A 20,122-nucleotide genomic window follows, 5' to 3' on the forward strand; every position below is an offset into this window, starting at 1 on the left:
AGCGAATGAAGATTGGATTTATCGGGTTGGGGATCATGGGCAAGCCCATGGCGAAGAACCTACTGAAGGCAGGCTACGAGCTTAGCGTATATGACCTGAACCAGAGTGCCGTTGACGAGGTGGTTGCATCCGGGGCTAAGGCCCTTGCCTCAGCCAAGGACGTTGCCGCTGCCAGTGATGTCATCATCACCATGCTGCCCAACTCCCCCCACGTTAAGCAGGCTGTCCTCGGCGAGGGCGGTGTGGCTGAGGGCGCAAGGCCCGGCTCCATCCTGGTGGACATGAGTTCCATCTCTCCCATCGTCAGCAGGGAAGTTTCCGCTGAACTTGCCAAGAAGCAGGTAGTCATGCTCGATGCCCCGGTAAGCGGGGGGGAACCCAAGGCGATCGACGGGACACTGGCCATCATGGTCGGTGGTCCTGAGGAAGCCTTTGCGAAGGTCGAGGCGATGCTCAAGGTCATGGGAGGAAGTGTCACCCTGGTCGGGGAGATCGGAAGCGGGAACATCACCAAGCTTGCGAACCAGATCATGGTTGCCTCCAACATCGCCGGCATGTCCGAGGCCCTGGTGCTCGCCACCAAGGCAAACGTGGATCCTGAGAAGGTGTTCAGGGCCATCCGTGGAGGGCTTGCAGGCAGCACAGTGCTGGATGCCAAGGCTCCGCTGGTGCTCGCGGGCAACTTCAAGCCGGGCTTCCGCATCGATTTGCACATCAAGGACCTGCAGAATGTCCTTGATACCGCCAAGAGCGTGGGAACTCCCACCCCCATCAGTGAGGCTGCCATCGGCATGATGAAGAGCCTCTCCTCTGAGGGAAAGGGAAGCGACGACCATGGCGGGCTGATCCAGTGGTATGAGAAGCTGGCAAACATTGAGGTCCGTTCCTAGGAATAAGGCCCATATGATTGCGAGTTGAAGTAAGAGACCCCACACTCCAGGAAATGTCCAATGGGTGTGGGGTCCTTGTATCTCTGCAGGGATCGGCGGTTAGAACCCTAGGGCAATACCAACCTTTGCGTTGAGCGTATGGCCGGTTACCTCAATCCTTTTTGTGTAGGATATGCCTCCGCTGGTAAATGTTGCCTTCGAATTGAGGGGCAGAGAGAGGCCCAACCCTGCAACGAAGGTTAGGTATTCACCCAGGGAAAACACGACATCTGCCGTCGTCAGGAAGCTTGTGATGTCGAGCGTGGTGATGAGATCTGAACCACCGATTTCAGAAGTCTGGGTCATCCGCTCAAACAAAAGTCCCCCCCCAAGCTCCAGTGCCGATTTTTTGGAGAGGTCTGTCCTGTATACCGCAGTGACACCCCCATTACCCTTCAAAGGGTAGTTTGAGGTATCGACATCAGCAGAACCCCTTGTAGCCTCCACTGTCTTTGAGGACCCGATCTGAAAGCCAATACCGACAGGAGCGTTTCCTGGATAGATTGTCCCTGCTACGTTCATGCCAGTCAGTTTTGCAGTATGGTCTTCATTGATATTCCAGCTTCCGAAGGTAAAGGTTGTAGTCACCTGTTGGTAGGATCCTGTGCTTTGGATCCCTATCCAGCTTGGGGAAGCGGATAGGGATGTGGCTACGAGTGCTATGCTCAATATAAGTAAGGTCTTCTTCATTATTTCTCCTCATTCAGTAGGCTTCTTGTCTTTGGGTGTAACGCTACCCATAATAATATATCCTACTATTAGTATAGGAAAAAATAGATTGGATGTCACCCTATTGAAATATATAGGGTTAAAACCTTTTATTGTAGTATTTTATTAAAATTGTGCATCCCTGATAAAAACTATTTTACCGTTTCAAAGATACCTTTTTCCTTGTTTTTCTTGCAGTTGTCCCAGGTGAAGATCTTTCCGCTCATGGTGAGGTAGACCCCTGGAGGGAGCAGTTGCACCGCTGTGATGGCACAGCCAAGATTGAAGACCGCATCGGAGTTTTCCAGCGAATAGGGGATCATGGCACCGGTGAACACCACGGTATGGCGGTTATCCTTTCCCAGGGCCTCAGCGACCACCCTGGCTGTGTTGCACATGGTATCGGTACCATGGACGATGACAACCTTCTCCTCTGCACTGTGAAGGCATGCGTTGGCTACTTCCTTGCGCTGCTCTTCAGTCATGTAGAGGCTGTCCACTGCAAGGGGGCCCTCGAGATGGACCGTCAGGGTACAGCGGGACTGCTGCAACAGTCGGGGAAGCTGGGACTCCCTGAAGGTGAGCTCCCCACTGATCGCATCATACTGCTTGTCGAAGGTTCCCCCGGTTGTGATGATCCGTAAATCCTGTGCCATGTTTGGTTCCTTTCCTCATTACGTGAGGATCTTCATGTGTTCATCATCGCCAGTGTCCTCAAAGACGGAAAATTCATCAACCCGGAGGAGGATGCTTTCGCCTTCTGCATGCTTGTCGAAGGATTTGGGCTCTGCAATGACCCGTATCTGCTCTCCCCCAATATCCACACGGCAGTCATTGACATCCCCCAGATAGAATTGGCTTACCATGGTCCCCTTCAGGTCCCCGTTGGTCTTGATGAACCTGAGGTTCTCCGGCCTGATCCCTACCACCACATCTCCCTTCAGCTCCCCGTCATAGGGGAGTTTCTGGTTTGAGTCCTTGAACTGGACCTCTCCATTGGCACTGGTGGCCTTGATGAAGTTGATCTTGCCTACAAAGTCAGCGACAAACTGGTTTGCAGGGTAGCGGTATATCTCAGTTGGTTTGCCAATCTGTTGGATGTCTCCATGATTGATGACTATCACGCGGTCACTCATGGTCATCGCTTCCATCTGGTCGTGGGTTACATAGACTACTGTAATGCCGAGGGCCTTCTGGATCTCCTTGATCTCAAAGCGCATGCTGTCGCGAAGCTTTGCATCAAGGTTGGACAGCGGTTCATCCAGCAAGAGCAACTGGGGTTCTGCAACCAATGCTCTTGCAAGGGCTACGCGTTGCTGTTGGCCTCCTGAGAGCTGGCTGGGAACCCGTTCTGCATACTGGGAGAGGTGGACGATCTCAAGCACCCTTGCCACATGTTCCTTGATGTTCGCCTTGTCCATCTTCTTCATCTTGAGAGGGTAGGCAACATTTTCAAATACCGTCATATGTGGCCACACCGCATAGGATTGGAACACCATGCCTATATCCCGTTTTTCGGGGGGTACAAAGGTCTTGGTAGAGCTTACTTCCTGCTCCCCGATGAAGATCTCACCTTTGGTCGGTTTCTCAAATCCTGCGATCATGCGCAGCATCGTGGTTTTTCCGCAGCCGGAGGGTCCGAGCAGGGTGATGAACTCCCCATCAGCAAATTCGGCATTGAAATCGTTGAGCACCACCACATCACCAAATGCTTTCATGACATCTTTAATTATAATTTTTGACATTTCTAAACCTCTTTCGTTAAATGGAGAATTCACCGTCGGTGAGCTTGTTCAGCAGCCAGTTGATACCAAAGACTATTATCAGGATCGCAGTGGCTAGGGCCGAGGCTGTCTGCTGGTTGTGATAGGTCTGGTAGGTAAACAACTCGTAGCCGAGCGTCTTCGTATTGGTAGAGTAGAGCAGGGTCGACATGGTCAGTTCGTAGAAGCATGGCATGAAGATGAGGAACCAACCTGCCACGATTGCCGGGGCGATAAGGGGCAGGGTCACATTCTTCATGCTCTTCAGCCAAGAGGCTCCCGATATCTGTGAGGCCTCCTCCAACGAGGGACTTATCTGTGACAAGGCACTGACAACCGTACGCATACCCATCATCATGTATTTTATCATGTAGGCGATCACCATGATGGTAAGGGTGTTGTAGATGTTTATCCCAAACTTCCCTGACATGGCCATGATGAGGGAGAGGGCTATGACTACGCTGGGTGTTCCGCTTCCTACGGTTATCATGAAGTCAGGTATCTTTCTTCCCTTGACCTTTGTTCTCACCAGAAGGTAGGCCATCATGCACGAGATGCCCATGCCGAAGGTAGCTGCCATGATAGCAGACAGCAGACTGTTCTTGGAGGAGCTGAGGATCGATTTCCTGGTGAAAATCCTGGCCCAGTAGCGCAGGGTCATGTTTCCCTGGGAAAAGACAGGCTCGCCTAGGTTAACGGTAATGCTCGACAAGGCGACTGTTATGAAGGGGATGATGACGATGACCAGGGCGAAGAGCACCACCATCATGGATATGAGCACTCTCCACTTTCCCAGATCAACGATATTGGGTCTGGTGGATTTGCCAGAAACGGTGATGTACTGCCTCTTTCCCAGGGTGAAGGTGGAAAGGTAGAGCACAATGTTGGCAATGATCATAAGGAATACCGCCAAGGTTGTCGCATCGGTGAGCCCTTCCTGGCTTCCTATGTATACGAAGTCGATGATGCGGGTGGTAACCGTATGGATCTGGCCAGGGACTCCGATTATGGAAGGGATTCCATAGGCCGAGGCAGCTGCAATGAATACCAGCAGGGCAGCTGCAACAATGGATGGGAGCATCATCGGCAGCGTTATGGTGCGCAAGGTCATAAGTGGGCTTGCCCCGGAGATGCGCGAAGCCTCTTCCAAGGATGGGTCCATCTTCTCCATGGCGCGGCTGATGGTGATGAATGCATATGGGTAGTAGAAACCTGTCAGGACCCAGATCAAGCCACCTGTTGTGTAGATGTTGAAGGGTGCTGCTGAAAGGTTGAATATCTTCTGGAGAAATACGTTCATGGAACCTACAGTAGGGTTGAGTAGGCGCATCCACGCCATTGCTCCAACGTAGGGTGGTACCATGTAGGTTGCAACGAACAAGGTACGGAAGAACTTCTTTCCATAGAGGTTTGTCCTTCCTATGAGCCAGGCAAGAGGGAATGCTATCAATACCCCAAAAACCATGGAGAAGAAGGCAGTTACAAGAGTGTTGACAAGGGCCGACCAGTTCAGGGGATAGGTATAGACCCGCTTGAAAGCTGCGAGGGAGAACTTCCCTGTGGAGAAGAATGCCCTGAATACGAGGTAGAGCAGGGGGAAAACCTGGAACACCAGGAGAAAGCCCACGATAAGGGCTATGATGATCCATTTTGGGTCCATGAACCATTTTCTGTGCACCATCAACGGGGATGGTGAGGTTGAACGAGTGGGAGAGCGCATTGCAGATAACTCCTTTTGTAGCTATGGGAGCTTGCTGGTTACAGCAAGCCCCCTCTGAGATCTTGTAGAGCGTTGGCAGTTATTTCTTGGCTACAGCTTCCTGGAACTTGGTGCGCATCTCTTCACGGAGTGTAACGGTGTTTGCCCAGTCAACTGGGATGGTGTTCGCAAGGATCTGTTTGGTGGGAATTGCATCATAGGGGGCATCTGGATAGGTTGCGCTAACTGAGTGCATCCAGGCCTTCACGATGTTTTTCTGACCCTCTTGGGAGAGGAACCACTCTGTTACGGCTTTTGCTGCCTTGGAGTTCTTGTTCGGGCTCCACTTGTCATTGATGGACATGATGGGGGAGGGAACTACGATGGTACCATCGGTAGGATAGATGACCTCGATCTTCGACTTGTCCATCTCTCTCTTCTGCAGTACTGACTCTTCAAGGATCATGACAACCTTGCATTCGCCGGTCTCAAGTTTTGTCAAAGCAACAGAACCACTTTCGATCTTTACTTTCTGCTCACCAAGGGCCCGATAGTAGTCATAGCCGTACTTGTCCTTCAGTGCACTGATCGTATCGAGGGCTGTGCCGCTGGTAAGGGGGTTGGACATGGAAACCATTCCGGCAACGCCCTTGTCATAGGCAAAGTCATAGAAGGAGTTGGGGATCTCACTCTTCTTGAATTTCCCTGGATTGAAGGCAAGTACCATGTTGCTGATCCGTACAGGATACCAATAGCCTTCCTTGTCATAATCGAAGGCAATGTCAGCGGTATTGTCGATCATGATTGGCTGCAACACACCCATTTCCTTTAGTTCAAGGGCATAGGAAGGGTCAGCGACCATGAGCATATCACATCCAAGTTTCCCTGCTGCGATCTCTGCGGCAATCTTTGCCTGAAGGGTTCCCGTTCCACCGTAGAAGAATTCAATATCAACGGTTGGGAATGCCTTTTCCAGCGTCCTGTCAATCGCTTCAATGACGTCATCATACATTGAGGTATAAATAAGCAACTTGCCACCAAGGCCATCGGCAGAAACTTTCGACGTCTCAGCAGCTCCACCGGCAAAAGCCATAGAACCTACGAGCGCAAAAACACACACCAGTACCAGTAATTTTTTCATAACACAATCTCCTTTTGTATACAGGGAAGTATAACACGTAATTTCTGGCAGGTGAGTTGAAAAGTATGGGAAAAATATAGTGACTGCCTATATAGAATAAGCTTGTATTGTATGGAAAATTCATAGGTTTTTTGTTCTTGTCTGGAAGTACAAGGCTAGAATTTTATGGCCTATGCTTACAATTCTTTTGCTATCAAATGCTGCATGTTTCTTGCATCTACTTGGTCTGCATGAAGGAAGATTCCGGACCTGAGAATTTCTTGAGATAGCTACGCTAATGGGGTGGTAGGAAGGTATTGCAGTAGGTAAATGAGTATTCCCCATTCCAATTCGGGGTATGGGTTCCATGCGCATCCTGGTTGCACCCAGTACAGCTCCCATGCCTGCCGTGTGGCTTGCCCTTTTGGAGTTGAACATCCTTTTGGATGGAGGAAACCCGTGAGAAATAGGAAGAGGTTTTTGGTTTTTCAGTATTTATTAAAAATAGAATTAATTGATATATACATCAAATTTACTATATATTATCTATCATATCATGCATTTATTGTAATAAAACTTTGTATCAGTAATATTTTGTAGCAAATTGGGGGTATGAAAAAATGGATTATAGGATATAGTATAGCTATTCACCAAAGGGAGGTTGAATAGCATGGACAAGTTCAGAAGTGAGCATGATCTTCTCGGAGACAAACAGGTACCCATCGAAGCGTATTATGGTGTGCAGACAGTTCGGGCAATGGAGAATTTTGTGGTATCGAATATACCCATTTCTAGTTTCCCCTATTTTATACAATCTCTAGGATATATCAAAAAAGCTACTGCCCTGGCAAATATGGAGTACAAGATACTTGACCCTAAGGTGGGCAAAGCCATCATAGGGGCTTGTGACGAGATAATCGCCGGCAAGCTTCTCGACCAGTTCCCTGTAGATGCCATCCAGGGTGGTGCAGGTACTTCCACCAATATGAATGCCAATGAGGTCATCGCCAACAGGGCTTTGGAACTTCTTGGCAAGGAGAAGGGGGACTATAAGGTGGTGCATCCCAACAACCACGTGAACCTCTCCCAATCGACCAACGATGTCTACCCCACATCAATTCGTCTGGGCGCCGCTTGGAAGCTCAACGGCCTGCTCTCAGAACTCTTGCTTTTCAAGGGATCCCTAGAGGCTAAGAGTGAAGAGTTCCATGATGTCCTCAAGATGGGCAGGACCCAGCTTCAGGATGCGATCCCTATGACACTCGGGCAGGAGTTTGCCGCCTGGGCTGTGAGCGTCGGCCAAGATATTGAAAGGCTTCGCATTACCCAGACACTCATGTACGAGATCAATATGGGCGCTACTGCCATCGGTACGGGCCTGAATGCACCTAAAGGGTATGCAGAGGTTGTTACAAGATATTTGGCTGAGCTTACCAAACTGCCCCTTATCCCTTCACACAACCTGATCCAGGCAACGCATGACACCGGCTCTTTCATTGAGCTTTCCGGGGTGCTCAAACGCATTGCTGCTAAAGTCTCGAAGATTTGCAATGACCTTCGTCTGCTTTCCTCCGGACCCCGTGCAGGTATCAATGAGATCAACCTGCCTCCCATGCAGCCAGGCTCCTCCATCATGCCGGGCAAGGTAAACCCAGTAATCCCAGAAGTGGTGAACCAGGTGGCCTTTGATATCATCGGCAATGACCTGGCAATTACCCTTGCCGCCGAGGCCGGACAGCTGGAGCTGAACGTCATGGAGCCCCTCATTGCCTTCAAGCTCTTTACTTCCATCAACCAACTTACCAATGTGCTCAAGATTCTGAGAGAGCGCTGCATCGTTGGCATCACAGCCAACAAGGAGCGCTGCCGCCTGATGGTGGAGAACAGCATTGGTCTGGTAACCGCCCTTGTGCCTACCCTTGGGTACGAAACATGTTCCGAAATCGCAAAAAAGGCCCTTAGGACCAATGGCTCTGTCTATCAGATCGTGTTGGAGGAGGGCTACCTTTCCAAGGAAGACCTGGATAGGATCCTTTCCCCTGAATCGATGCTCCAGCCTTTCTAGGACCCTGCGTCAAAAATCTAATTACCAGTAGATTACCAGGCTTGGATCATAGGGATCCACGCCTGGTTTTCCGTTATCTTCCATGGGAAACATGGCAGGTATTTCTGGTGTCCTCCCTGGTAAAAATACCCCCATTCATTCCATGTTGTGTTGTTTCTCTACTTACTCCTTGACATCCTATAAATCTGTTGTAGACTGAAACTAGTTCCATGAAAGCAGTTTCATGAAAAGGGGAGTATCTATGGCGCCTAAGCAACCAACCATCTATGACGTAGCCAAACTTGCTGGTGTTAGTCCTGCCACCGTATCGAGAGCCATCAATTCGCCTTCCATGGTGAACCCTGCAAAGAAAGAGAAGATCATGCAGGCAATTGCAGAGCTCAACTTTGTCCCCAAAGCTGAGGCTGTGGCCAAGGCCCGGCGCCAGCTGATGAAGATAGCGGTAATCGCCCCCTTCTTTACCGAATCCTCCTTCATGGAAAGGCTGAAGGGAATTGCCTCAATACTTTCTGATCATCACTACGAGCTGGTCATCTATGCAGTGCAGAGCAGCGAGGGCCTGCAAGACTATGTCGATCTTCTGGTAGGAAGCAAACGGGTTGACGGACTTATCTCGCTATGCATGAACCTGGAGGAATCGACGATAGAGAAGCTTCGCAATTCTGAAGTACCCGTCTGCTTTGTCGAGACTGAGGTCGAAGGCTTTGACTCGGTTGTCATACGCAATGCTGAGGGAGGGAGACTTGCTGCCAGTTTCCTCTACGAAAATGGCTATAGGACCCCTGGCTACATTGGTGAGGCATCGCTGCGGTCCTATGCGGCGAGGTCGACAGAGCAGCGTCTCGATGGCTTTGTTTCCTATTACGCAGGGAAAGGGATTTCCTTGGAAGCGCGTAACATCTGGCTGGGTGAGAATCTGCCCGATGTTTCGAATGCGGGCATCATGAAGATGCTCAACCGACCCGACCGCCCGGACTGCATCTTTGCTTCCAGTGATACGCTTGCCATCAGGACCATCAAATGTGCTGTCCAGCTGGGGATCATCGTCCCAGATGACCTGGGTGTGGTTGGCTTTGATGACATTGAGATGGCTGAATTCGTAAACCTGACAACCATCAACCAGAGCCTTGAGCAGTCAGGGGTCCTGGCTGCAGAGATGATCTTGCAGAGGATCAAGGAGCCCCGTCGGGCTCCGAGAAAGAGTCTCATCGACCTGAAGCTCATCAAGCGCAGTTCGACAGAGTATTTGTAGAGATTTGTGCATTACGTTGTGATGCCTAAAGAAATAGGAGGATAGTATGAAGAAACTTTCAAAAGGTATGTTGTTTGTCCTGGTCCTACTGCTTGTGATGCAGGGAGTCTGGGCTCAGGGAACAAAGGAAGCTACGGTCCAGGATAAGACCATCCGTATCTTCGGTGCTTTTAGGGGAGAGGAAGCTGCACGCTTTGATGAGATTATCAGAGTTTTCAACGAGAAGACTGGGTACAATGCAGTCTACGAGGGAAGCCCGGAATTTGAGACTCAGATTCTTGTTCAGGCAGAAGCCGGTACCCCACCGGACATAGCTGCTCTTCCCCAGCCTGGAATCATGCACAAGTTTGCTGAAAAGGGGTATATAAAGCCCCTTACTCCAAGTGTTGTCAGCATGATTGACGCTAACTATGCACCTGTCTGGAAGGACTTGGGTTCATTCAATGGCAAGGCCTATGGTGTATTCCACCGTGTGAATGCCAAGAGCTTTGTCTGGTATCCCAAAAAGGCTTTTGAGGCAAAGGGCTACAAGGTTCCCAAGACTTGGAACGAACTGAAGGCTCTGCAAGACCAGATCGTAAAGGATGGGGGAATCCCCTGGTCCATCGGTTTTGAGTCTGGAAACGCAACCGGTTGGGTAGGAACGGACTGGCTTGAGGATGCCATGCTGCGCACAGCAGGTCCTGAGGTATACGACAAGTGGGTCAACCATGAGATTCCTTTTGATGACCCAGCCGTACAGAGGGCTCTTGGGTATCTTGGTGAAATTTTCCTGAATCCCAAATATGTCTATGGTGGTGCTACCAATATCCTTACCTCCAACTTTGGTGATTCCGTCAAACCTCTGTTTGATACGCCAACAAAGGTATTCATGAATCGTCAGGGTAACTTCATCACGACCTTTATGCCACAGAAAATCCAGGACAATCTTGAGGCCGAGGTAGGCGTGTTCCCCCTTCCATCCATCGACGAGAAATGGGGAACTCCCATCCTAGGTGGTGGTGATCAGTTCGTGGTGTTCAATGACAAGCCAGGTGTACAGGAGTTCATGTCATTCTTGACCACTTGGGAAGCATGTGCACCTTGGGCACAGGTCGGTGGAGCCCTGTTCCCCCACAAGAACCAGAATTTTGCCGACTATGGCAACTCCATCGAGCGTGAGCTTGCAAAAGCCCTGGTCAATGCAACGGTATTCCGCTTTGACGCATCAGACTTGATGCCAGCTGAAGTGGGTGCAGGTTCCTTCTGGACCGGTATGGTCGACTATGTCAATGGCAAGGATGGCAAGGCTGTTCTTACCTCCATTGAGAAGAGCTGGCCCCGCTAATGTAGCGTGATTTCGTAAGGGGTTCCGCCTTTGTGCGGAATCCCTTTCTCAAAGGGAGGAGCTATGCAGTTACCGAGAGACCAGGAGAGGAAGCAGTTGGCAGCCCGCACCCTTGTGGTTGGGCCCATCACCCTTATCGTTGCGATAAGTGGTTTCCTTTTGCTCAAGAACAATCCGATGTCACAGATTCTGACCACCTTGTTTGCAATCCTTTGGGGAACCTTCACTGTGTTGGCCCTATTCTATACCATGAACCTGATCGTACAGCTGTTTCCCATACAGAAGTACAACAAGATCATCCCATTTGTATTTGTGGGACCCGCCATCCTGATCATCGGCTGGTATTTGCTCATCCCTACTGTCCGAAGCCTGGTCCTGAGTTTCATGAACAGGAGTTCGACATCTTTCGCAGGACTGGCCAACTACAAGTACATCTTCACCGATGCCACGATGCGTACCGCCTTCGGCAATACCGTACTCTGGTTGCTTTTTGGTACCGCGTTCTCCGTCTTCTTCGGGCTTTTGACAGCCCTCATGGCTGAACGGTCCGCAATTGAGAAATTGGGCAAGACCCTGGTGTTCCTCCCCATGGCAATCTCCATGGTAGGGGCCGGTGTCATCTGGAAGTTCATGTATGCCTACAAGCCTCTGGGGGCAAATCAGACAGGCCTGCTCAATGCCATCATGGTCGGCCTTGGGGGAAATCCACAGAACTGGTTGGGTTCAGCCCCGATGAACAACTTCTTCCTTATCGTCATCTTTGTCTGGTTGCAGACAGGCTTCTCCCTGGTGGTCCTCTCAGCCGCGCTGAAGGGTGTCTCCGACGAGATCAAGGAGGCAGCCCGCATCGATGGTGCAAAAGAGTTTACCATCCTGATGCGCATAGTGCTTCCTTCAATCTATGGAAGCATTGTGACGGTATCCACTACCATCATGCTTGCGGCCCTGAAGAGCTTCGACATTGTCTATTCCATGACCAACGGGCTGTACGGGACAGAGGTATTGGCAAGCCAGCAGTACAAGCAGATGTTCAAGTTCCTCGACTACGGACGAGGTTCTGCAATTGCTGTCGTCATCCTGCTCGCCGTAAGCCCTGTCATCTATTACAACTTGAAGGAATTCAACAAGCGGGAGGTGTTCTGATGAAGACCCAGGTAAAAATGACTCGAGGGGCAAAGATCATCACCGCACTGTTGATCCTCTTTTGCCTCGTCTGGACGATCCCGACCGCAGGGATCCTCATCACATCCTTCCGCGACAGCGATGCTACCGCCTCCTCGGGGTGGTGGACAGCATTCCTCACCCCAAAAGACTTTACCCTAGGCAACTATGACGAGGTCCTAGGCGGACAGCGCTATACGGTAGGCACCGGCTCCGGTGGCACTGCCGCCCGAAGAGGGGCTTCCATGGGAAGTGCCTTCCTTTCGAGCATCACGGTGACCCTGCCTTCTGTCATCATCCCGATCTTCATTGCAGCAGCGGCTGCCTATGCCTTTGCCTGGATGAGCTTTCCTGGCCGGAGGATTCTTTTTGGCATGGTCATTGCCCTGTTGGTTGTCCCCTTGCAGATCTCCCTTATCCCGATCTTGCGCGACTACCAGAAGATAGGGCTCAATGGCACCTATCTGGGGATATGGTTGGCTCACTCGGGCTTTGGGCTACCGCTGGCAACCTACATCCTGTTCAACTACATCTCGACCATCCCTCGTTCCATCCTGGAGTCTGCCTTCATCGACGGGGCCAACCATTTCACCATGTTTGCACGCCTGATCATCCCTTTGAGCGTCCCGGCCCTTGCATCATTTGCGATTTTCCAGTTTATTTGGGTATGGAATGACCTGTTGGTTGCGTTGGTATTCCTCAGTGGTGGCGGACAGCTGATGGAGGTCGTAACGGTGAGGCTGATGAATATGGCGGGAACCAGGGGCTCTGACTGGCACCTGTTGACTGCCGGGGCGTTTGTCTCGATGATACTGCCCCTTACCGTCTTCCTCTCCCTCCAGAAATACTTCGTAAAAGGATTGCTCGCCGGTTCAGTCAAAGGATAGTGCATGGATACAATGAGTTTTGGCTATGATAGGGTTGACCCATCCCAGACACCCCATAATGAGACCCTGTTTACCCTGGCCAATGGGTACCTGGGGCTTAGGGGGGACTTTGAGGAAGCTGAAGGTACCTACCATAAAGGTACGTACATCAATGGCCTGTATGACAGCGAGCCCATAACCTATGGGGAGACTGCCTATGGGTATGCCAAAAACCATGAGACGATCCTCAACCTGCCCGACCCCAAGCGCATCGAGCTTTTGGTAGGGGGCCTTCCTTTCTCCCTGGCGAAGGGAACGGTGAATGCCAGCTCCCGGTATCTTGATTTCAGGACAGGTCTGCTCAGCCGCACCGTCGATTGGACAAGCGAGAAGGGGGAGCGGGTGCTCATCAGGACCGAAAGGCTGGTCAGCTTTGAGGACAAGCACTGTGCCTTCATCTCCTACTCGGTCGAGGCTGTCAGTTCTCCTATGCCCATCACGATCACCAGTTACCTGGACATCGGGGTACGCAACCGCTCGGCCGAGGAGGACCCCCGGGTCGGGTCAAAGTTCTCATCCAACCCTCTGGTGGTGGAATCTGTCTCCATAGAGGACAACCAGCTGAACTTCTTTGCCAAGACCCGTAACAGCGGCCTCTCCCTTCATGGATCTGCCTTCCATGTGGTATCGAAAGAGCCTGTGGAGGTCCTGGCCTCCCAGAGGGAGCTCTCCCTCTCCTATACCTTCCCGTTGGAGAAGGGGGAGAGTGTCACCCTCTGCAAGTTCATCGCCTACACGACTGAAGATGACTCTGCCTCTTTTCGGGCAAGGAGAAGTGCACAGCAAGGGTTCGATAGGGCAAAGGAGAAGCAAAGAGCTTTCCTGGATGAGTTCTGGCAGGTAGCGAGGATCATCATCGAAGGTGACGATAGCTCCGAACAGGCCATACAGTTCAATCTCTTCCACCTTCTGCAGTCTTGCGGACGTGATGGCCTTACCAGCATGGCCGCCAAGGGTCTTACAGGGGAAGGGTATGAAGGACACTATTTCTGGGATACCGAGGCCTATGCGCTGCCGGTATTCTGCTATCTGAAACCCGACATGGCCAAGGCGTTGCTCGACTATCGCCATGCAATCCTTCCTAAGGCACGCCAACGGGCCAGGACCATGAGCCTCAAGGGGGCCCTATTCCCTTGGCGGACCATAAGCGGCGAGGAATGCAGTGCATACTACCCAGCTGGGACAGCCCAGTACCATATCGATGCCGACATCCTCTACGCTGTGGAGAAGTACCTGGCCTCAACAGGGGAGGAGGCTCCCCCCTCCTATGTGGAGATGGCCATTGAGAGTGCCCGCATGTGGCTCAGCCTTGGATGCTATATTGATGGAGCGTTTTGCATCAATGAGGTAACCGGCCCTGACGAGTATACGGCCTGCGTAGACAACAACGCCTATACCAACCTCATGGCACAGAATAACCTGAGGTTTGCCATCACATTGGTCGAATCGTACCTCCAGCAGAAAACAAAACTTCCTCTTGTCTTGGAGGAGGGGGAACTGGAAAGCTGGAAGGCGGCATCTGAGGCAATGAAGATCCCCTTTGACGAGAGGCTGGGTATTTATGCCCAGGATGATTCATTCCTTTCCAAGGCCGACTGGCCCTTTGCAACAACACCCAAGGAGAAACATCCGCTGTTGCTGCACTTCCATCCTCTGGTGATCTACCGCCACAGGGTATTGAAGCAGCCTGACCTTGTGTTGGCCCAATTCTTGCTTTCCGGTCTCTTCAGCAAGGCAGAAAGGATTCGGAACTTCGCATTCTACGAGCCCTATACAACAGGGGATTCCTCTCTCTCACACTGTATCCAGAGCATCATGGCAAGTGATTCCTTCCAAAGTCTCAAGGCCTGGGCATACTTCAAGAAGACGGTGAGGCTGGATATCGATGATATTCAGGGCAACTCTGTCGATGGGATCCATACCGCTTCGATGGCTGGGTCATGGATGGCTCTAGTCTATGGGTTTGCAGGGTTCAGGGACTGGAAGGGAAATTTCAGCTTTGCCCCAGTACTGCCGGAGGATTGGAAGGCCCTGACCTTCTGCCTAACCCTCCACGGCTCGGTCCTCAAGGTCTCCCTCCGTTCGGACGAGGTAACCTATTCCCTGATGAGCGGCAAGGCGATTGCCTTGGTCCATCGCAATGAGGGTTTTACCCTACATGAAGATGAAAGCCGTACCTTCAGCCTTGCCCCAACGCTCGGAGCTGTCCTCTTTGACCTTGACGGGGTGCTCTGTGACACAGCCCATCTGCACTATGAGGCCTGGAAACTGGTCAGTGATGAGAACGGTCTGAGCTTTGACCGTGAGGTCAACAAAGGGTTGCTGGGGGTTAGCCGAGAGGCTTCGCTTCAGGTGATCCTCGACCACAACGGTGTACAATGGCCTGAAAAAAAACGCCAGGCAGTGCTCAAGCGTAAGAATGATGCCTATGTCGCCTCCCTTGATACACTCAATCCAAAGCACCTGTTCCCAGGGGTTCTGGACCTCCTCCATGAACTGAAGGATAGGGGCGTTAGGCTAGCCCTTGCTTCAGCGAGCAGGAATGCCAGGACCGTATGCGAGAAACTGGATATCCTCGATCTTTTTGATGCGGTCGCTGACATTGAGAAGGTACAGAAACCCAAGCCGGAACCGGATATCTTCCTCGCTGCAAGTGAGCAGATAGGGATCTGGTATACCAATTGCATAGGTGTTGAAGATGCCAAAGCAGGGATAGAGGCCATCAAGAGGGCTGGGATGAAGGCTATCGGCATTGGCACAAAGGACGGGCTTCCAGGCTCTGACATACTAGTCCCCCATACGGGTGCTTTGACCTATAAGGTGCTGAAGCAGGCTATGGAACAGTAACGCAAGGAAGAAGATAGCAAAGCTTTTGTTGACAATCCAAAACAGGTGGGCATATGCTTCAGATACCATGAAGCAAGCCATAGCGATTGACATCGGGACTTCAAAGATCTCCCTTGTGCAGTTTGACATCTCCTCTATGCAGGTCATCTATTCTGTATCTGAGGAGAACAGCTCCCAGGTTCCCCACCTGCCTCCCTATAAGCATGAGCAGGATCCAGAGAAGACCTGGGCTATCATACAACGTCTCTTCAAGCAGATCCCGACCCGCTCCTCTGTGGAGTTTCTCTCCATCACAGGTCAGGTACATGGGATCCTCTTGCTCGATGAGGCTTTCAACCCCAGGACACATCTCATGACCTGGCGGGACTGCCGTAACAAGGTCAATCCTGTTGGCAGCAACCATAAGCTACAGAACGGCTGTCTGGTCCAGAAGGGATACGGGGCCAGTACCCTCAAGTTCCTCCTGGAAGAAGGGGAGATCCTTGGCACTGATGCTTTGCAGGTCTGTACCATAACCTCCTACATCATGGGAAAGCTCTCTGGCTGCTACTCCATCGACGAGACGGTAGGGGCAACCTTGGGTGTCTATGATATCACGAACAAGTGCTGGAACGGCCCGCAACTCGATGAGCTTGGCATCCCCCTGTCCCTGTTCCCGCCTCTGGTCCCCTCGAGTGTCATTATGGGTGAGATCCTTCCGTCAGTTGCCCTCGAGTTGGGCCTGAAGGGGAGTGTGAAGGTCTCATCCCCGATCGGGGACAACCAGGCAAGCTTCATAGGGTCTTTGGGGTTCTGCCAGGCAGGGCTCATCAACATTGGTACCGGTGGGCAAATCTCAGTCCCCTGCAAGGATGTTACGGACAACCCTTCCATAGAGATCCGGCCCCTTCCCCAGGAAGGCTACATGCAGGTCTATTCTAGCCTATGCGGTGGCTGGGCCTACGCCTACCTGAAGGATTTTTGCAAGGATCTGCTTGGCAGTTTTGGCCTTTCGGTCACAGACAAGGCCATCTATGAAAAGTTGAACCAACTTGCCTTGGAATCGAACCCGGAGAATGGCCTACGCGTCGATACCCAATTTTTGGGGGTGAGGGAGGTTGAGGATGTCCTGGGTACGGTTTCCGATATCGATACCCATAACTTCACCCTTGGCAATCTCTCCAGGGCCTTCCTTGCGGGAATCGTGAGGGAGTTGCATCCAAAACAGATCAAGACAGAATCGATGGATTTTCTTGTTGCAAGCGGGAATGCCGTACGCAGGAATCCCTTGGTTGCAACCCTGATAGAGGCGGAGTTTGGCTGTCCGGTAAAGAGTGCACCATTTCTGGAGGAAGCCTCAATTGGCTCAGTCCTGAGCTGTGCAGTCCTGTTCGATGAGCATATGACAAGGGAACATATCCACGCTTTCTACAAGGCGCATTTTGACAAATAGGAGGATAGCATGGGAGTGGCAACATATGTGAGGGGTCTTCAGCATATTGGGATCCCGACAAACGACATGGAGAAGACGGTGGCATTCTACCAGAGCCTTGGCTTTGTAAAGCAGTACGAAACCGACAACAAGGGGGAAGAGGTGGTTTTCCTTGCGTTGGCACATGTGGTGATCGAGACCTACCAGAACCATCAGGCAGCCATGAGCCATGGTGCCATCGACCATCTTGCCCTTGATGTCTCAGACATAGAGAAAACGTATGCCCACGTGCAGGCCCTTGGCTATGCCTGCCTTGAAAAGGGTATCCAGCAACTGCCTTTCTGGAAGAATGGTGTGCGCTACTTTACCATAGAGGGGCCCAACAAAGAGAAGGTTGAGTTCAGCCAGATGCTGTAGGGGTTTCTCACAGGAAAAGAGGCTTGGTTTTCTCTTTCAAAATACTCTGAATTTTTTCTTGAGTACTGCCCATTTCGGTGGTACTCTTTATTTGTCGAACAAATGAACAATAAGGAGCAGCACCTTTGAAGATTGCACCTGTACGAAATGAACGCCTTTCTGACAAGGTCGTTGCCAGATTCTTGGCTCTCATCCATGATGGGGAGCTGAAGCCAGGCGAAAAGTTGCCAACAGAGATTGAGATGAGCGAGAAGTTCTCGGTAAGCAGAGGGGTCATCCGAGAGGCAATGATCCAACTCCAAGCCTTGGGCTATATCCGTAGGAAGACAAAGGAGGGCACCTTCGTCCAGGATGATATTCTGGATAAACTGTCCCGCCCCGTATCGGATGCCCTCAAGGATGCAACCTTTCAGGACCTTCTGGATTTCCGAGATTCCCTGGAATCGAAGATGGTGGAGATTGTCATCGCCCGTTCTAGCGATGATGAGATAGAGGAGATCCGCAGTTCCTTGCATGCGGAAACCGACAAGATCGGGAATCTTTTCAGCCTCGACCACTATTTCCACTACAAGCTGGCCCAAGCTTCCCGAAATATCTTCTACATGAATTTCATTGATACCTATTACGATCTCATCGAGGAGCTGGCATCAAGAAACAAGAAGCAGGAAGGCAGCCTGGCCCAGATCGAAGAAGAGCACCAACAGATTGTTGACGCCATTGCAAGGCGAGACAAGAAGGGTGCCAGCAAGGCAATGAAACACCATATGGATATGGTCCGCAAACGAAGGCTGGCTAGTGAAGGGAGACCCGAATGAAACGAGAGGTAAAAGTACTCTCCCCCTGTGGTATCCTCGGATATGGTTTTCCTGATGCATCCTTTGCTGCCGGATTGGCAGATTCCCCTGATGCCATCGTCGTCGATGCAGGTTCCACTGATGCAGGGCCACACAAGCTTGGGGCAAAGACTGCAATCGTAAGCAGGAGGGCCGCCAAGAAGGACTTGGTGCGGATCATTTTGGGCGGCTGGTCACTCAAGATACCTGTTATCATTGGCTCTGCAGGTGGAAGTGGTGGAAAAACCCACATCGAATGGACTATGGGAATCATTGCTGAGATTCTCAAGGAAAATCCTGATGTGCAGCCTAAGACAGCCATCATTTTCTCTGATATCCCCAATGAGGTGATCCTCGCTAAACTGGGTGAGGGAAAGGTTCGATGCCTTGATGCCAAAGTCCTGCCTCTTGATGCAAAGATCCTCTCCGAGACTACGGGAGTGGTTGCACAGATGGGGGTTGAACCAATACTGCGGGTTATGGAAGCGGGTGCCGATCTCATTGTCTGCGGGCGGGCCTACGACCCTTCTCCCTTTGCCGCTATAGGCATCCATGCTGGATTTGACCCGGCTCTCAGCTATCATCTGGGAAAGGTCCTTGAGTGTGGGGCTCTTTGCTGTAACCCGGGGACGACCAAGGACTGCATGATGGGTGTGCTCTATGAGGATTGTTTTGAGGTCTATCCCTGTGACCCCAAGCGCAAGTGCACGACCCTCAGCGTCGCTGCCCATACCTTCTACGAGAAAGACCATCCTTACATCCTTCATGGCCCAGGAATTGCAATGGACCTCAGCGGTTGTAGCTTTACCCAGCTTACAGGCAATCGTGTAAGGGTTGGGGGGAGCAAGTTGGCGGCCACTGACCCCTATACCATCAAGCTGGAAGGGGCAAGGAAGGTCGCCTACCGGACTTTTGTTGTTGCAGGTGTCCGTGACCCCATCCTCATCTCTCAGATTGAGGAGGTGGAAGCCTTGGTTACCGAGAGTGTTTGCGAACAGTATCGGGACATAGACAAAAGCGACTACACCATCAATTTTTTGAACTACGGAAAGAATGCAGTGATGGGAAGCCTGGAACCGACACCTGTTCCGGGACATGAGCTCTGTGTTGTCTTTGAGGTGTTGGCTAAGAGCCAGGAATTGTCCGCAGCCATCTGCTCTTCTGTACGCTCCACCTTTATGCACTATGGCTATGAGGGGAGAAAATCCACGGCAGGGAACCTGGCATTTCCCTTTGCACCCAGTGATGTGGAGTTTGGAGCCGTCTATGAGTTTTCGGTCTATCACCTGATGGAAATTGATGATCCTGTCTCCCTTTTTGGTTGGCAGTGGTGGAGGCCATGATGGATAGATTGGTTGATCTCGCACAGATGCTCAGAAGCAAGAACAGCGGGCCATTCCTCATCACCCTGGATGTTTTTTTCAGTGAGGAGGCTGTCTATCGGAGAGTAGTCGATAGTGGTGTCATTTCAGAGGCGAACATTCTGAAGCTCTACCACCTGGATGCATCCGATCTGTGTGGCATCTACTTCTTCGATGCGGCCTTGGGAATAAAGATAACATACCACCGTGCGGTCTCTTCAGGCACCTGTGGCGACCGTGATGTGTATGGGGCACAGCAGCATGCTCCACTTATGGAACTTCTCATACCCTAGGGGGATTACC

The 20,122-nt window shown here is 51.4% G+C and carries 17 protein-coding genes; 12 read left to right on the forward strand and 5 right to left on the reverse strand.

Features of this window, described 5'->3' with window-relative positions; genetic code table 11:
• Window positions 1-5 precede the first annotated feature (5 nt).
• Window positions 6-890 (forward strand): 2-hydroxy-3-oxopropionate reductase, encoded by an 885-nt coding sequence (garR, locus tag ROJ03_RS06950; protein ID WP_313726285.1) that lies wholly within the window; start codon window positions 6-8, stop codon window positions 888-890.
• Between the two features lie 99 nt (window positions 891-989).
• On the opposite strand, the gene ROJ03_RS06955 is transcribed toward garR, so the two are convergent.
• The 5 genes from ROJ03_RS06955 to ROJ03_RS06975 form a co-directional block, all read right to left on the reverse strand.
• Complete coding sequence (locus ROJ03_RS06955; protein WP_313726286.1) at window positions 990-1,619, reverse strand: hypothetical protein; 630 nt, start codon at window positions 1,617-1,619, stop codon at window positions 990-992.
• A gap of 170 nt (window positions 1,620-1,789) precedes the next feature.
• The gene (locus ROJ03_RS06960; protein ID WP_313726287.1) at window positions 1,790-2,293 is read right to left on the reverse strand and encodes an asparaginase domain-containing protein; all 504 of its coding nucleotides are present in this window, start codon (window positions 2,291-2,293) and stop codon (window positions 1,790-1,792) included.
• 18 nt (window positions 2,294-2,311) lie between these two features.
• Entirely contained in the window at window positions 2,312-3,355 is a 1,044-nt protein-coding gene (locus ROJ03_RS06965) for an ABC transporter ATP-binding protein (RefSeq protein ID WP_313726288.1), read from the reverse strand.
• Window positions 3,356-3,398: 43 nt separating this feature from the next.
• Window positions 3,399-5,060, reverse strand: a complete 1,662-nt coding sequence (locus tag ROJ03_RS06970) for an iron ABC transporter permease (protein WP_313726289.1) — start codon at window positions 5,058-5,060, stop codon at window positions 3,399-3,401.
• 139 nt (window positions 5,061-5,199) lie between these two features.
• A complete protein-coding gene (locus ROJ03_RS06975) occupies window positions 5,200-6,240 on the reverse strand; it encodes an ABC transporter substrate-binding protein (protein ID WP_313726290.1) in 1,041 nt (346 codons plus the stop codon).
• Between the two features lie 649 nt (window positions 6,241-6,889).
• Here ROJ03_RS06975 and aspA point away from each other — a divergent pair.
• The 11 genes from aspA to ROJ03_RS07030 all read left to right on the forward strand — a co-directional run bounded on the left by aspA (window position 6,890) and on the right by ROJ03_RS07030 (window position 20,112).
• Entirely contained in the window at window positions 6,890-8,284 is a 1,395-nt protein-coding gene (gene aspA / locus ROJ03_RS06980; RefSeq protein ID WP_313726291.1) for an aspartate ammonia-lyase, read from the forward strand.
• Window positions 8,285-8,525: 241 nt separating this feature from the next.
• Complete coding sequence (locus ROJ03_RS06985) at window positions 8,526-9,536, forward strand: LacI family DNA-binding transcriptional regulator (RefSeq protein ID WP_313726292.1); 1,011 nt, start codon at window positions 8,526-8,528, stop codon at window positions 9,534-9,536.
• 46 nt (window positions 9,537-9,582) lie between these two features.
• A complete protein-coding gene (locus ROJ03_RS06990; protein ID WP_313726293.1) occupies window positions 9,583-10,863 on the forward strand; it encodes an ABC transporter substrate-binding protein in 1,281 nt (426 codons plus the stop codon).
• A 63-nt stretch (window positions 10,864-10,926) separates the two neighbouring features.
• The gene (locus ROJ03_RS06995; protein ID WP_313726294.1) at window positions 10,927-12,006 is read left to right on the forward strand and encodes a sugar ABC transporter permease; all 1,080 of its coding nucleotides are present in this window, start codon (window positions 10,927-10,929) and stop codon (window positions 12,004-12,006) included.
• Window positions 12,006-12,911, forward strand: a complete 906-nt coding sequence (locus ROJ03_RS07000) for a carbohydrate ABC transporter permease (RefSeq protein ID WP_313726295.1) — start codon at window positions 12,006-12,008, stop codon at window positions 12,909-12,911. The genes ROJ03_RS06995 and ROJ03_RS07000 overlap by 1 nt, the downstream gene beginning before the upstream one ends.
• Window positions 12,912-12,914: 3 nt before the next feature.
• Complete coding sequence (gene pgmB / locus ROJ03_RS07005; RefSeq protein ID WP_313726296.1) at window positions 12,915-15,797, forward strand: beta-phosphoglucomutase; 2,883 nt, start codon at window positions 12,915-12,917, stop codon at window positions 15,795-15,797.
• Window positions 15,798-15,864: 67 nt separating this feature from the next.
• Window positions 15,865-17,229, forward strand: coding sequence for an FGGY family carbohydrate kinase (locus ROJ03_RS07010; RefSeq protein WP_313726297.1), 1,365 nt, complete (start codon window positions 15,865-15,867; stop codon window positions 17,227-17,229).
• A 9-nt stretch (window positions 17,230-17,238) separates the two neighbouring features.
• Window positions 17,239-17,625 (forward strand): VOC family protein, encoded by a 387-nt coding sequence (locus ROJ03_RS07015; protein ID WP_313726298.1) that lies wholly within the window; start codon window positions 17,239-17,241, stop codon window positions 17,623-17,625.
• A gap of 125 nt (window positions 17,626-17,750) precedes the next feature.
• On the forward strand, window positions 17,751-18,440 hold the full coding sequence (locus tag ROJ03_RS07020; protein ID WP_313726299.1) for a FadR/GntR family transcriptional regulator: 690 nt from the start codon (window positions 17,751-17,753) through the stop codon (window positions 18,438-18,440).
• Window positions 18,437-19,801, forward strand: a complete 1,365-nt coding sequence (locus ROJ03_RS07025) for an acyclic terpene utilization AtuA family protein (protein ID WP_313726300.1) — start codon at window positions 18,437-18,439, stop codon at window positions 19,799-19,801. The genes ROJ03_RS07020 and ROJ03_RS07025 overlap by 4 nt, the downstream gene beginning before the upstream one ends.
• Window positions 19,801-20,112 (forward strand): DUF4387 domain-containing protein, encoded by a 312-nt coding sequence (locus ROJ03_RS07030; RefSeq protein ID WP_313726301.1) that lies wholly within the window; start codon window positions 19,801-19,803, stop codon window positions 20,110-20,112. Before ROJ03_RS07025 ends, ROJ03_RS07030 begins: the two co-directional genes overlap by 1 nt.
• The last annotated feature ends 10 nt before the right edge of the window (window positions 20,113-20,122 follow it).

This window comes from Sphaerochaeta sp. PS, from assembly GCF_032144095.1.
Lineage (GTDB): Bacteria > Spirochaetota > Spirochaetia > Sphaerochaetales > Sphaerochaetaceae > Sphaerochaeta.

Coding starts and splice junctions, on each gene's coding strand:
- garR (WP_313726285.1), top strand. CDS start 6: ATGAAGATTGGATTTATCGGGTTGGGGATCATGGGCAAGCCCATGGCG.
- ROJ03_RS06955 (WP_313726286.1), bottom strand. CDS start 1,619: ATGAAGAAGACCTTACTTATATTGAGCATAGCACTCGTAGCCACATCC.
- ROJ03_RS06960 (WP_313726287.1), bottom strand. CDS start 2,293: ATGGCACAGGATTTACGGATCATCACAACCGGGGGAACCTTCGACAAG.
- ROJ03_RS06965 (WP_313726288.1), bottom strand. CDS start 3,355: ATGAAAGCATTTGGTGATGTGGTGGTGCTCAACGATTTCAATGCCGAA.
- ROJ03_RS06970 (WP_313726289.1), bottom strand. CDS start 5,060: ATGGACCCAAAATGGATCATCATAGCCCTTATCGTGGGCTTTCTCCTG.
- ROJ03_RS06975 (WP_313726290.1), bottom strand. CDS start 6,240: ATGAAAAAATTACTGGTACTGGTGTGTGTTTTTGCGCTCGTAGGTTCT.
- aspA (WP_313726291.1), top strand. CDS start 6,890: ATGGACAAGTTCAGAAGTGAGCATGATCTTCTCGGAGACAAACAGGTA.
- ROJ03_RS06985 (WP_313726292.1), top strand. CDS start 8,526: ATGGCGCCTAAGCAACCAACCATCTATGACGTAGCCAAACTTGCTGGT.
- ROJ03_RS06990 (WP_313726293.1), top strand. CDS start 9,583: ATGAAGAAACTTTCAAAAGGTATGTTGTTTGTCCTGGTCCTACTGCTT.
- ROJ03_RS06995 (WP_313726294.1), top strand. CDS start 10,927: ATGCAGTTACCGAGAGACCAGGAGAGGAAGCAGTTGGCAGCCCGCACC.
- ROJ03_RS07000 (WP_313726295.1), top strand. CDS start 12,006: ATGAAGACCCAGGTAAAAATGACTCGAGGGGCAAAGATCATCACCGCA.
- pgmB (WP_313726296.1), top strand. CDS start 12,915: ATGGATACAATGAGTTTTGGCTATGATAGGGTTGACCCATCCCAGACA.
- ROJ03_RS07010 (WP_313726297.1), top strand. CDS start 15,865: ATGAAGCAAGCCATAGCGATTGACATCGGGACTTCAAAGATCTCCCTT.
- ROJ03_RS07015 (WP_313726298.1), top strand. CDS start 17,239: ATGGGAGTGGCAACATATGTGAGGGGTCTTCAGCATATTGGGATCCCG.
- ROJ03_RS07025 (WP_313726300.1), top strand. CDS start 18,437: ATGAAACGAGAGGTAAAAGTACTCTCCCCCTGTGGTATCCTCGGATAT.
- ROJ03_RS07030 (WP_313726301.1), top strand. CDS start 19,801: ATGGATAGATTGGTTGATCTCGCACAGATGCTCAGAAGCAAGAACAGC.